The 13,669-nt window shown below is 73.0% G+C and carries 7 protein-coding genes; 2 read left to right on the plus strand and 5 right to left on the minus strand.

The window, feature by feature from the left end; genetic code table 11:
* Window positions 1-43 precede the first annotated feature (43 nt).
* From AC0B9F_RS08610 to AC0B9F_RS08625, 4 genes are all read right to left on the minus strand, one after another.
* A complete protein-coding gene (locus AC0B9F_RS08610) occupies window positions 44-535 on the minus strand; it encodes a pyridoxamine 5'-phosphate oxidase family protein (RefSeq protein ID WP_472000010.1) in 492 nt (163 codons plus the stop codon).
* 175 nt (window positions 536-710) lie between these two features.
* The gene (locus AC0B9F_RS08615) at window positions 711-1,553 is read right to left on the minus strand and encodes an NAD(P)H-binding protein (protein WP_472000013.1); all 843 of its coding nucleotides are present in this window, start codon (window positions 1,551-1,553) and stop codon (window positions 711-713) included.
* Between the two features lie 188 nt (window positions 1,554-1,741).
* A complete protein-coding gene (locus AC0B9F_RS08620) occupies window positions 1,742-2,920 on the minus strand; it encodes an acyl-CoA dehydrogenase family protein (protein WP_472000016.1) in 1,179 nt (392 codons plus the stop codon).
* Between the two features lie 490 nt (window positions 2,921-3,410).
* Entirely contained in the window at window positions 3,411-4,838 is a 1,428-nt protein-coding gene (locus tag AC0B9F_RS08625) for an MFS transporter (RefSeq protein WP_472000018.1), read from the minus strand.
* Between the two features lie 184 nt (window positions 4,839-5,022).
* Here AC0B9F_RS08625 and AC0B9F_RS08630 point away from each other — a divergent pair, with 184 nt between their 5' ends.
* Entirely contained in the window at window positions 5,023-5,457 is a 435-nt protein-coding gene (locus AC0B9F_RS08630) for a winged helix-turn-helix transcriptional regulator (RefSeq protein ID WP_472000890.1), read from the plus strand.
* A 308-nt stretch (window positions 5,458-5,765) separates the two neighbouring features.
* Window positions 5,766-6,941, plus strand: a complete 1,176-nt coding sequence (locus AC0B9F_RS08635) for an acyl-CoA dehydrogenase family protein (RefSeq protein WP_472000021.1) — start codon at window positions 5,766-5,768, stop codon at window positions 6,939-6,941.
* 99 nt (window positions 6,942-7,040) lie between these two features.
* On the opposite strand, the gene AC0B9F_RS08640 is transcribed toward AC0B9F_RS08635, so the two are convergent.
* A complete protein-coding gene (locus tag AC0B9F_RS08640) occupies window positions 7,041-13,562 on the minus strand; it encodes a thioester reductase domain-containing protein (RefSeq protein ID WP_472000892.1) in 6,522 nt (2,173 codons plus the stop codon).
* Window positions 13,563-13,669: the final 107 nt, after the last annotated feature.

The raw sequence follows: 13,669 nt of genomic DNA on the forward strand, positions 1-13,669 counted from the left end.
GGGCCGGGCGGCCCGCCCCAGCTCCCGCCCCGCCCCTGGCCGCTCAGGCGCGTGACTCGTCGGTCCAGATGCGGCTGCTCAGGTCCGAGCCGCGCAGCACCTGCACCCGCCACGGTTCGATCTTGATGACGTGGTACTCCGGGTCCTCGGGGCCGAGCCGCCAGAAATTCCGCGGGTTGTATCCGACACCGCGCGGGCTTCCCTTGGCGTACAGGTCCCAGGCGTATTTCTTGGTTTCCGCGTCGTCCACCCAGTAGGAGAGGCTGTCGACGAAGACGGCGTTCTGCCGCGGATTCCAGTACGCATACGTGGTGTGCGGATTGTTCGCCAGATGGGCCGCCTTGACGGGGGTCTTGTACGCCGCGAGCCAGCCGACCGGGCGGCCGTCCACCGTTTCCCAGATAGGCAGCAGCACGCGTGCGCGGGGGCGCCCCTTCTTGTCGACGGTGATCATCGTGCAGTAGACGATGTCCTGGACATAGCTTTCGAAGGCACTCTCGATGTCCGAGAACGAAGCCACCTTCACAGCACCCATCGCGGCACCTCAAAGAAAGTCGAAATACGAAGACCGATGAAACGAAAACACGAAGCAACGAAGCAACGTTCTCAGAGTGCCGCACCCCGGCTCCGCGCAGAAGAAGGCACTTTGAAGTCACCGACTCACCGCCGGGGAACCCGGGGTGTCGCGGGAAAGCCGGCGGGTGCGGGAATCAGGCGTTCCACGCGCCGCGCGCGGCGGCTTCCCGGACGAAATCCGTGAAGTCCCGCGGCGGGCGGCCCAGAACGCGTTCCACGGTGTGGGTGGGTGCGGCGTTCCGGCTTTCCCGGATCTGCCCGACGAGATCGGCGACGAACGTCGCGTAGTCGGGGGGCACGTCGTAGGAGACGAGTTCCGCCACGTAGTCGTCGTGTGCGACGGGGACGTAGCGGACGGGGCGCCCGGACGCGCGGGAGATCTCCTCGGCGGCCTCGGCGAGGGTGAGGGTGCGGGCGCCGCTCAGGTCGTACACGCGGCCGTGGTGGCCGTCGTCCAGCAGGGCCGCGGCGGCCACCTCGGCGACGTCCGCGGCGTCCACGAAGGGTTCACGGCCGTCGCCCGCGGGCAGCCGCAGCTCACCGGCGCGGACGGAGTCCAGCAGCACGCCCTCGTCGAAGTTCTGGAAGAACCAGTTGGGGCGCAGCACCGTCCACTCGGCTCCGGAGTCCCGCACGCCGCGCTCGCCGGCGCTCAGGTCCTTGCCGCCGACCGGGCCGGTGGTGCGGGCCTGCAGCAGGACCAGCCGTTCGACGCCGCTGTCGGCCGCGAGCTTGGCCAGGGCGGCGATCTCCGCCGCCGCGTCAAAGGTGCCGGGCTGGTCCTGACGGTCCACGAGATAGGCGGCGCGGACACCGGTGAGGGCGGCCTCCCACGTGCCGTCGTCGCTCCAGTCGAAGCGGACCTCGGCGGACCGCCCGGCGGCCCGGACCGTCGCGCCCCGGGCGCGCAGGGCCTCGACGACGCGGCGTCCGGTCTTGCCGGTACTGCCGAGGACCAGGATGTCTGACTGCGTCATGGCTTCGTCTCCCGTGCTGAAGGGGGATGTGCCGAACAGAGCGCAGGGGGCACCGGACGGGGGGATTCGTCCGGTGCCCCCTGCGGGCGTGCGGAGGAAGCGGCCGGCGCCGGAGCCCGCCTCACGTGCCGACGGCGCGGGCGCCGGTGCGCCGCGTCGGTGGCGCCGGTGCGGCGCCGCTCAACGGGTCAGAGGAACGGCGTGTCCGGAGCGAGGCCCAGCAGGGCGCGGCCGTGGACCTCCTGGTTGGTGTTGAAGACGAACAGGGCGTGCAGCGCGAGACCGCGCAGGTCGCGATGGAAGCGCTGGAAGGGCACGTCCCGCAGGATCACCGAGGCGCCGCTGGCCTCGAACAGCTCGTCGACGGCCTCCTTGGCGAGCTGGATCGCGTACCCGGCCTGGCCGCGCACCGCCGCCCGCTCCTCGACGGAGGGCAGCGTTCCCGCGTCGGCGTGCTCCTGCAGCAGCCGCAGCCAGGTCTCCTGCAGCGCCTCGGCCGCGGCGATCTTGTTCGCGGCGGTGGCGACCTGGATCTGGGTCAGCGGCGACTGGCTCTGGTCGGTCCAGGAGGTGTAGGTGATGCCGCGTCCCGGCAGCCGCTCGAGGAACAGGTCGAAGGCGCCGCGGGCGATGCCGAGGTAGGCGGAGGCGCCCTGCGCCATGAAGAACGGGATGAAGGCGTAATTGCGGCCCGTCGGGCCCGTGTTGGACCGGCCGCCGGTGGTGCCGGCGAGCACCTCGGGCAGCAGGACGACGCGGTGCGCCGGCACCTTCACGCCGTTCGCGGTGACCGTGGAACTGCCGGTGCCCGCGGCGGAGGAAGCGTGCCAGTCGTCGGCGATGTCCAGCTCGGAGAAGGGCACCAGGGCGGCGTACGGAACCGGCGTGCCGTCGGGGGCGGCCTGGATCGCGGCGAGCAGCGCCCAGCCGGCGCCGCGCGAGCCGGAGATCCACTTCCAGCTGCCGCTGAGGGAGTACCCGCCGTCCTGCGCGGTGAGGGTGCCGCTGGGGGTGAAGCCGGTGGACACCCGCACGGAGCCGTCGGCGTAGACCTCCTTCTGCGCCTCGTCCGGGAACAGGCTCGGCACCCAGGAGCTGGACACCCAGATCATCGCGACCCAGCCGGTCGCGGTGTCGGCGCGGGCGATCTCGCCGAGGATGCGCACCTGGTCGGCGACCGGGGCCTCAAGACCGCCGAAGCGGCTCGGCACGTTGAGCCGGAAAACGCCTGCCTTTTCGAGGAGTTCGATGTTCTCGTCGGGAATCCAGCGCCGTTCCTCGGCCCTGAGACCGGAATCCCGGAACCGGCCGGCCTGGGCTTTCACCTCGTCGAGCACCGCGGCGATCGCACCGTCGTTCGTGATCATTCTGCCTCCTCAGCGGTTTGCTTCCGGGCTCGTTCCGGCCGTGTTCTCCGGGGCGGATACGGAACGGTTGTACGCAGAGCCGGTGTGCGGAATTCAGTCTGCTGAGGGGTGCTCTTGGGCCGGTAATCCGAGAATCTCCGCCCCGGCCTCCTTCTCTTCGCCGGGTGTGCGCGGGGTCAGCGGCCGGTAAGCCTCCGGCCCGCACACCGAGACCGGGACGCACATTCGACGGCAACCCGGAGGGCACAGGCGCCCGCCGGAGTACGAAGGGCACACGCGCCGAGGCCCCTACGGCACACGCGCCGAAGTCCGGAGGGCACACGCGCCGAGGCCCGGACGGCACATGTGCCGTCCGGGCCTCGGCACCGGGGTGCGGAAAGGGGTTCGCCCCAGGTCCGGGGGATTGACCTGGGGCGAGTTCTCGGGCGGCCCGGCGCGCGCCGGGCCGAAGTGGCCCGCGCCGGCCCCGGTGGGCCGGCGCGGGGTTTCGTCAGTGCGTGGTCTCGACCGACTCCAGCAGCGGGCCGCTCGCCAGGGCCGGGTCCTCGGCCTGGACGCCCGAGCGGCTGCGCAGCCCGAACACGCTGACGAGGACGGCGAGCGCGGCGGCGACCAGCGGTACGACGAGCGCGGCGCGGTAGCCGTCCAGCATGGCCTGCGGTCCCGTGCCGTCGGTCGCGGCGGTGATGGCCGCGGTGGCGGAGGACAGGCCGAGCGCGGCGCCGAACTGGAAGCAGGTGTACAGCAGACCGCCGGCCACGCCCTGCTCCTCCTCGTCGATGCCCTCGGTGGCGACGATGGTCAGCGGGCCGTAGGCCAGCGAGAAGGACAGGCCGAGCACGATCAGGCTCGGGAACATCATCAGGTACGTCCAGTCCAGGCCCAGGGGCAGCATCAGAGCGTAGGACAGCACGGCCAGCAGCAGACCGCCGAAGATGACCCGGGCGTTGCCGAACTTGTTCACCAGCTTCGGGGTGAGGGTCGGCGACAGGATCGCGTCGATGCCGATGACGATCATCGCGAAGCTGGTCTGCAGGGTGGACCAGCCCCGCAGCTCCTGCAGGTAGAGCACGACGATGAACTGGAAGCCGAAGAACCCTGCGGCGAACAGCAGTCCGGCGAGGTTGGCGCGGACCAGCGAGCCGGCGCGGAACAGGCCGAGGCGGACCAGCGGGGCGGACGCCTTGCGTTCGATCAGCGCGAAGGCGACGAAGAGCACCAGGCTCGCGGCGACGGTCAGCGTGGTCTGCGCGGCCGGGACATGGGTGGCGCGCTCGACGGAGAAGACCAGCAGCAGGATCGCCGCCGTCACGCTGATCGCGCCGGCCACGTCCATGCCCTGCCCGTCGCGGTCGGGCTTCGCGGACTTGGGGATCAGGGCGGCGCCGGTGACCAGGATGAGGAAGGAGAGGATCACCGGGGCGAAGAACACCCAGCGCCAGTCGACCGAGGCGAGCAGACCACCGATCACCAGGCCGATGGAGAAGCCGCCGGCCGCGGTGCCCGAGTACACCAGCAGGGCCTTGTTGCGCTGCGGGCCCTCTTCGAAGCTGGTGGTGATGACGGACAGGCCGGCCGGGGTCATGAACGCGGCCGACACACCGGTGACGAACCGGGCGACGATCAGCATCCAGCCGTCGGTGGCGAGTCCGCCGAGCCCGGAGAACAGCAGGAACACGGTCAGCCAGAACAGGAACATCTGGCGGCGCCCGAAGAGGTCGGCGGCGCGCCCGCCGAGCAGCATGAAGCCGCCGTAGCCGAGGACGTAGGCGCTCATCACCCACTGGAGCATGCCGGTGGACATGCCCAGGTCGGCCCGGATCGACGGCAGGGCCACGTTGAGCATGGCCACGTCGACGCCCTCGAGGAAGATCGCACCACACAGCACGAACAGCACGCCCCAAGCGCGTCCGCTCATGCGATCAGTGCCGCTGTCCGGAGAGGATTGCAGTGCGGACACGGAATTGACTCCTTGCTGGAGAAAAAGGAAGGACGGAAGGGGGGCGACCGCTTGAGTCACCAACTCGTATGCCAGGCAGGCGGAAGAGCCGGGTGCGGTTCCCACTTGTAACCACAGGCATCATCGGGCAGGCTCCATGGCTATGGAAGAAGGCACTTTGAAGTCACCGACTCACTGCGCGGGTACCGCCGACTACGAGGTGATGCAGTGGGACACCCGGCAGGGCTGTGAGGTGCGGCAGATCCTGGACCGGGTGGCGGACAAGTGGTCCCTGCTGGTGATAGCGCTGCTGGAGAGCCGCACCCTGCGCTTCAGTGAGCTGCGCCGGCTGATCGAGGGCATCAGCCAGCGCATGCTCACCGTCACGCTCCGCCAGCTGGAACGCGATGGCCTGGTGAAACGCACGGTTCACCCGGTGGTTCCGCCCCGTGTCGAGTACGAGTTGACGCCGCTCGGGGCGACGCTGCACGACACGATCCGCAGCCTCGTCATCTGGACCGAGGAGCACCAGAGCGAGATCGCCTCGGCCCGCGCGGAGTACGACCAGCGCACCGCGGAGCAGGCCGAGGCGGTCTGAGTCCACGGGCGCGCCAGGGGGTCCGTGGGGGATTCTCTTCCGTTTCCCCCACGGCCCCCCTCCTCGTAATTCACCTCTGCAATGACCGCGCAATGCCTGCCCGATTCCCCCGCGATTACCAGCCGATTACCGGCGGGTGACCGAGCAATTCGCCCCGGCAGCGCCCCGGATTTCCCGGGGCGGCGCGGAAGATCTGTGCGCGGGATGACCGCACGGTGACCGGGTCGTGGCCGGGCGGTGGAACGGCCTGGCTAGCTTCCGGGCGGGATGTCCGTCTACCGGCGGGCACAGCCAGTTCGGAGGAAAGTGTGACTGATCGTCAGGTATCGGCCGGAGTGCTGGACGCCGTGCGTGCCGCCGCCCCCGTGATCCGGGAGCACGGCGCCGAGGCGGAGGAGCTGGGCCAGCCGCCGCGCGAGACGCTGAGGCTGCTGGAGCGGTCCGGGGTGTTCCGCATGGCGGTGCCCGAGCGGTTCGGCGGCCTGGACCTGCCCCCGGGGCAACAGGCGGCGGTGGTGGGCGAGGTGGCCCGCTGCTGTCCCTCGACCGGCTGGGACATGACGGTGTGGCTCACCGGCGCGGTCATGGCCGGCCTCTTCCCGGACCAGGCGCAGAAGGAGGTGTTCGACGCGGGCGCGGTGCGCGTCTCGCTCGGTTTCGCCCCCACCGGCCGTCTCACCCCCGTGACGGACGGCTATCTGCTCACGGGCCGCTGGAACTACAACTCGGGCTGCCACGCGGCCGACTGGGACTGCGTGGCGGCGGTCCTGGAGCGGGAGGACGGCACCGAGGAGGAGTTCTTCGCCCTCGTCCCGCTGCGGGAACTGTCCATCGTCGACGACTGGGACGTCTCGGCGGGCCGCGGCACCGGCAGCGCCACCACCGTCGCGCAGGAGGTCTTCGTCCCCGCGCACCGGATCGTCTCCTACGAGGGCGCCGTCACCGGCGAGACCGGTGAACGGTGGAACGCGCAGGTGCCGGGCCGGGGTTACGGCGCCGTCGCGTTCATCATGACGCTGTACGCGGCGATGGCCACCGGCATCGCCCGCGGGGCGTACGAGCTGTTCCTTCAGCGGCTGCCGGGCCGGGGCATCACCTACACCTCGTGGGAGGACCAGCGGCAGCACCCGCTCACCCAGCAGCAGGTGGCGGGCGCCGCCAACCGGATCGACGCCGGCGCCGCGCTCACCGACCGGATCGTGCGGCTGCTGCAGGAGCGCGCCGACGCGGGCGTGCCGCCCACGGACGAGGAGAAGGCGCAGGTGCGCGGCAAGGCGGCGTTCGCGGCCGACCTCGCCAAGCAGGCCGTGGAGTTGCTGCACTCGATGAGCGGCGCCTCGGTGATCAAGCGCAGTGTGCCCTTCCAGCGCTATCACCGCGACATCCTCGGCTTCTCGCTGCACGCGCTCGCCCAGGTGCACACCAACCTGGAGGTGCAGGGCCGGGTCCTGCTGGGTCTGGACCCGGGCACCGACATCCTCTGACCCACCGCGCCCCGCACCGGCCCCGCCGGTCCGCGCCCCGGGTCCCGCCGGCCGTCGTCCCCTGACCGGGGGCGGCGGCCGGCGGCGTGTGCGGCGCGGTCAGGGGGCCGGCGGGAAGTGGCCCTCCTGGACGAAGAACTCGACGTACCTGCCGAAGAGTTCCTCGGTCAGCGGCGGGCACTCGACCCCTGTGCCGGCGAGTGCCGCCTCCGTCTCCCCGGTGTCCAGGGCCGGGTAGAAGGCGTCGGTGTCGGAGGTCATCATCTCGAAGGCGTGCAGCAGCGGCAGCAGGGCGTTGTCCCGGTCCGCGCGCAGCGCCTCCCGCCACGGCTCCCGTTCCGTCTCCCGCATCCGGTACCCGAGCCGGCGCAGATACGTCACGCAGTCGGCGAGGCTCAGCGAGCTGCTGTTGAACAGGTGGTAGGTGCCGCCGGCGCCGCGGGGACGGGTGGAGATGCCGAGGATCGCGGCGCTGACGTAGTCGACGGGCAGCAGATGGAACCGGCCGCCGGCGCCGGCGGGGACCAGGCCCGCCTGGAGCAGCCCCTTGAGGCTCAGCCAGACGAAGTCGCGGGTCTGGCAGGCGCCGTTGTCGCGGTCGCCGGAGATGACGTCGACGCGGTAGACGGACACCGGCAGCCCACGCGTGCGGGCCAGCTCCACGACCTGCTCGGCGACCCACTTGCTGCGCAGATAGCCGCTGGGCAGCGCCTCGGCCGGGCCGGTCGGGTCGGTCACCTTCAGCGGGACGCCCGGGGTCACCGGACCGTCGAACACGCCGACGGTGGAGACGTGGTGGACGGGCACGGTGCGGTGCCGGGCCGCGAGCCGCAGCACTTCGCGGGTGCCGTCGACGTTGGCGTCGCGCAGCGCCTGGTAGGGCTTGAGCCAGTGCACGGAGGCACCGGCGTGGTACACGGCGTCGACGGTGCGGGCGAGGGCGTCGAACCGTTCCTCGCCGAGCCCGAGCCGGCGCTGCGCCAGGTCGCCGACGACGATCTCCAGGCGTTCCTCGTCGATGTCGTCCCACACCCGGTACCACCGCAGGTTCTCGTGCAGCCGCTGTGCGGCGGCCTGCCGGTCGGCGCCGCGGACCAGGCAGTGGATGCGGGCCGTGGTGGTGCGCATCAGGTCGCGCAGCAGGAAGGCGCCGAGGAAGCCGCTGGCTCCCGTGAGCAGGATCTCGCGCGGATCGCTGACGGTCCGTACGACCTCGGCGGCCGGGCGGATGTCGTCGGGGAGGTGGATGTCGGCCGCGTAGTCGACCTCGTCGGCCGAGGCACCGGCCGCCGGGTCGGGGGCGAGCGCGGTGAGCAGGTGTCCGGCCAGGGCGTCGGGCGTCGGGTGGTCGAAGACCACGGTGGCGGGCAGGGTCAGGCCGGTGAGCGCGGTGATGCGGTTGCGCAGTTCGACCGAGGTGAGCGAGTCGAGGCCGAGTTGCGGGAAGGAGCGGTCGGGCGCGATGCCGTCGGCGCCGGTACGGCCGAGGACGCGGGCGGTCTCCTCCAGCAGGGCGGCGAGGACCGCCGCGTGCCGTGCCCGGGGTTCGTCGAGTCCGGCGAGCCGGTCGGCGAGCGCCGGCGTGGAGTCGGTCGCGCCGTGCGCGGTGGCGCGCCGGGGGACGCGGACCAGGCCGGCGAGCACGGCGGGGATCCGGGGCTGCTCCCGCAGGACGGCCGTGTCGAGCGGGGTGGCCACGGGGTCGGGCCGGCCGAGCCGCAGCGCGAGGTCGAACAGGGCGACGCCCTGGTCGGTCCGCACGGGGCGGAAGCCGCTGCGGGCGATGCGCCGCAGGTCGGTCTCGGTGAGGTTGCCGGTGAGTTCGGAGGCCTGCGCCCACAGGCCCCAGGAGAGGGAGGTGGCGGGCAGGCCGTGGGCGGCGCGGTGCCTGGCCAGCGCGTCGAGGAAGGCGTTGGCGGCGGCGTAGGTGGACTGGCCCGGTCCGCCGACGACGGCGGCGATCGACGAGAACAGCACGAAGGCGGTCAGGTCGTGGCCGCGGGTGAGGTCGTGCAGATGCCAGGCGGCGTCCGCCTTGGGCGCGAGGACGCGGGCGAGCCGCTCGGGTGTCTGGGCGGCGATCACGCCGTCGTCGAGCACGCCCGCGGTGTGCACGACGCCGCGCAGCGGGTGTGCGGCGGGGATCCGTGCGAGCAGGGCGGCGAGGGCGTCCCGGTCGGTGACGTCGCAGGCGGCGACGGTGACCGAGGCGCCGAGCGCGGTCAGTTCCTCGCGCAGGGCCCCCGCCGTGGGGGCGTCGGCGCCGCGCCGGCTGACCAGCAGCAGGTGCCGCACACCGTGCTCGGTGACCAGGTGCCGGGCGAACAGGGCGCCCAGCGAGCCGGTGCCACCGGTGATCAGCACGGTGCCGTCCGGGTCCCAGACGGGTGAGCGGGGGCCGGTGATCCGCTCGGCGCGGACCAGCCGGGGCACCAGCACACGCGGCGCGGCACCTTCCTGCCGTACAGCGGCCCGGGCGCCCCCGGGCGAAGCGTCCTCCCGCACAGCGGCCCGGGCGTCCGCGGCCGCCGCTTCCTGGCGTACGGCGGCCTGCGGTTCGCCGGAGGCGACCACGGCGGACAGGACGGCGTCCAGGCCCGGGGCGTCCGGGTCGTGGACGTCGGCGAGGACGAGACGGCCCGGCGCTTCGGACTGGGCGGAGCGCAGCAGGCCCCAGGCGGCCGCGGCACCCAGGTCGCGGACGTCCTCGCCGTCGTCGGCGGCGACGGCGCCGCTGGTGAGGACGACCAGCGGGACGCCGTCCAGGGCGTCCTCGGCGAGCCACTGCCGGGCCAGCTCCAGCGCCCGCCCCACCGTGTCGTGCACGACGTGCGGGGGCGTGGCGCCGGAGGGCGAGGCGAGCCGCAGCCGTACGGCGTCGATCCGGGCGCCCGCGGTGACGGCGGCGGCGAGCGCGGCCGGGCCGGGTTCGCCGTCGTCGGTGCCGAGTTCGGCCCAGTGCAGCGTGGCGGGCGTCAGCGGGCGGGGGGTCCAGTGGACGCGGAACAGCGCGTCGTGGTGGCGGGCGCGGGCCGCGGCGAGCGCGCCGGCGTCGACCGCTTCGGCGGTGACGGCGTCGATGCCGGCGACGGGTTCGCCGGCCGGGTCGGCCAGGTGCACGGCGGTGGCGCCGGTGTCCGGATCGGTGGTGAGCCGGGCGCGCAGCTGCCGGGCGCCGGTCGCGTGCAGGCGGACGCCCTTCCAGGCGCGCGCCGCGCGGTCGGGTCCGAGCAGCGGGCGCAGGGCGGCGTCGAGCAGCGCGGGGTGGATGCCGTAGCCGTCGGCCTGGTCGGCGAGGCCGTCCGGCAGCCGCACCTCGGCGAACAGTTCGCCGTCGCGCCGCCATACGCCGGTGAGGCAGCGCAGTTCGGGTGCGCCGCCGGTGCCTGCGGCGGCGAACCGCTCGTGCAGGTCGGCGGCGTCCACGGCGGTGGCGTCGGCGGGCGGCCACTGCCGCAGCCGGACGGCGGGCGACGGGGTGAGCGGTGCGGCGCCCAGCACTCCGTGGGCGTGGCGCACCCAGGCGGCCGCGGGGTCCTCGGTTCGCGAGTGCACGGTCAGGGTGCGCCTGCCGTCCGGGGCGGCGGCGCCGACGCGGAGCTGAAGGTGCAGGGTGCCCTGCGCGGGCAGGACCAGCGGATCGTCCAGGGTGAGTGTCTCCACCGTGGTGCAGCCGGTCTCGTCGCCCGCGCGGACGGCGAGTTCGACGAGCACGGCGTCGGGTACGACGGCCTCGCCGGCCACCGTGTGCCCGGCGAGCCAGGGGTGGGTGCGGGCCGACAGGCCGGCGGTGAACACGGTCTCGTCGCTGTCGCCGAGGGTGAGCGCCGCGCCGAGCAGCGGGTGCTGGGCCCGGTCGAGCCCGAGCCCGGCGGCATCGGCGGTCGACTGCGGCGCCTCCACCCAGTAGCGGCGGTGCTGGAAGGCGTAGGTCGGCAGCGGGACGCGGCGGGCGCCGGACCCGGCGAAGTACGCCTCCCAGTCGACGGGGACACCGCCGAGGTGCAGGTCGGCGAGCGCCTCGACGAGGGTGCGGGCCTCGGCGCGGCCGCGCCGCTGGAGGGCGAGGACGCGGGGCCGGTCGTCCAGGATGCCGCGGTTGAGGGCGGTCAGGACGCTGTCGGGGCCGATTTCGAGGAAGGTGGTGACGCCGTGACCCTCCATCGCGCTCACGGCATCGGCATACCGCACCGCGCGCCGCACCTGACGCACCCAGTACTCCGGACGCCGCAGATCCTCGCCCTCAGCACGCCGACCCGTCAGCGTCGACACCACTGGGATACGCGGCGGACGGAACTCCACACCCTTCAGCACCGTACGGAAATCCTCCAGCATCCCCTCCATCCGCGGCGAATGAAACGCATGCGACACCACCAACCGCCGCACCCGCCGCCCCAGCCCGGCGAAGTGAGCGGCGACCTCCTCCACCGCGCCCTCGTCTCCCGAAACCACCACCGCACGCGGCCCGTTCACCGCCGCGACCCCCACCTCCCCCTCACGACCCACCAGCAGCCCGGCAACCTCCGACTCGGAAGCCTCCAGCGCCACCATCACCCCACCCTCCGGCAACGCCTCCATCAACCCTGCCCGAGCAGCCACCACCCGGCACGCATCCTCCAACGACAGCACCCCCGCCACATGCGCCGCCGCCAGCTCCCCCACCGAATGCCCCGCCACCACACCCGCAGCCACACCCCACGACTCCAGCAGACGGAACAACGCCACCTCGAACGCGAACAACGCCGGCTGCGTCCACCCCGTCCGATCCAGACGACCCTCACCGCCGCCGAACATCACCTCACGCAACGACCCACCCAGCAACGGATCCAGAACCGCACACACCTCCCCCAAAGCAGAAGCGAACACCGGGAAGACGGACGCCAGTTCACGCCCCATCCCGACCCGCTGCGACCCCTGCCCCGAGAACACGAATGCGAGTTCGCCGGGTGCGGCGCCGGGCAGGGCAAGGGCGCGGGCGGGGTCGGCGGCGATCTCGCGCAGGGCCGCTTCGAGTTCGGCGCGGTCGGCGCCGGTGACGGCGGCCCGGTGGTCGTGCAGAGTGCGGGTGACGGCCAGGGAGTAGCCGATGTCGGCGGCGGTGGGCTCGGGGTGCTGGGCGAGGTGGGCGAGGAGCCGTTCGGCCTGGGCGGCGAGGGCCTGCTCACTGCGGGCGGACAGGAACCAGGGCACCGCGGGCAGCTGTGTGCCGCCGGCCGGTTCGTCGTCCCGGTCCTGCTCCGGCGGGGCGGCGTCTTCCTCCAGGATGACGTGGGCGTTGGTGCCGCTGACCCCGAACGCGGAGACGGCGGCGCGGCGCGGCCGGTCCGTGCGCGGCCACGGACGCTCGTCGGTGAGGAGTTCCACCGCGCCGGCGGACCAGTCGACCATGGGGGTGGGCTCGTCCACGTGCAGGGTGCGCGGCAGCAGCCCGTGGCGCATGGCCTGCACCATCTTGATGACCCCACCGACCCCGGCGGCGGCGACCGTGTGCCCGAGGTTGGACTTCAACGACCCCAGGTACAGCGGCCGTTCACGCTCCTGCCCATAGGTCGCGAGCAGCGCCTGCGCCTCGATCGGGTCGCCGAGCCGGGTCCCCGTACCGTGCGCCTCCACCACATCCACGTCCGCCGCCGACAGCCGGGCATCCGCCAGCGCCTGCCGGATCACCCGCTCCTGCGACGGACCGTTCGGCGCCGTCAGACCATTGCTCGCCCCGTCCTGATTCACCGCACTGCCCCGCACTACGGCCAGCACCCGGTGCCCGTTGCGCCGCGCGTCCGACAGCCGCTCCACCACCAGCAGGCCCACGCCCTCGGACCAGATGGTGCCGTCGGCGGCCGCGGCGAAGGACTTGATCCGTCCGTCCGGGGCGAGGCCGCGCTGGCGGCTGAAGTCGACGAAGCCGCCGGGTGTCGCCGTGACGGTGGCGCCGCCGGCCAGGGCGAGCGCGGACTCGCCACGCCGGACGGACTCCACGGCGAGGTGGAGGGCGACCAGGGAGGACGAGCAGGCCGTGTCCACGGACAGCGCGGGGCCTTCGAGGCCGAGGGCGTAGGCGATCCGGCCGGAGGCGACACTGCTGAGCTTGCCGGTCATCAGGTGGCCCTCGAGTTCCTCGGGCCCGGACAGGCCGAGGTAGCTCTGCTCGATCACACCGGCGAACACGCCGGTGCTGGTTCCCCTGAGGGCGGCGGGGTCGATGCCGGCGTCCTCCAGCGCCTCCCACGCGGTCTCCAGCAGGACGCGCTGCTGGGGGTCCATGGCCGTCGCCTCGCGGGGCGAGATGCCGAAGAAGTCCGCGTCGAACAGGGCCGCCCCGTCCAGGAACCCGGCCTCGCGGGTGTAGGAGGTGCCGGGGTCGTCGGCGTCGGGGCTGTAGAGGGCGTCCAGGTCCCAGCCGCGGTCGGCGGGGAACGGGCCGATGGCGTCGCGGCCCTCGGCGACCAGCCGCCACAGCTCGTCGGGTGAGGAGACGCCGCCGGGGAACCGGCAGGCCATACCGACGATGGCGACGGGTTCCGTGGGGGCGGACTCCAGTTCGGAGATCCGCTCACGCGCCTTCTGCAGGTCCGTGGTCACCCATTTCAGATAGTCGACCAGTTTCTGTTCCCGGGCCGGCAGCGGGGTGGACGTGTCGGAGGTGGCGGGCGGCTGGACAGCAGACATGCGAAGTGAGCCTCTCGTGGAGTTCCGGGGCGGGGCACGCGGACGTGCGGGCCGTCCCGGAC

This window comes from Streptomyces sp. NPDC097129 (assembly GCF_055668065.1).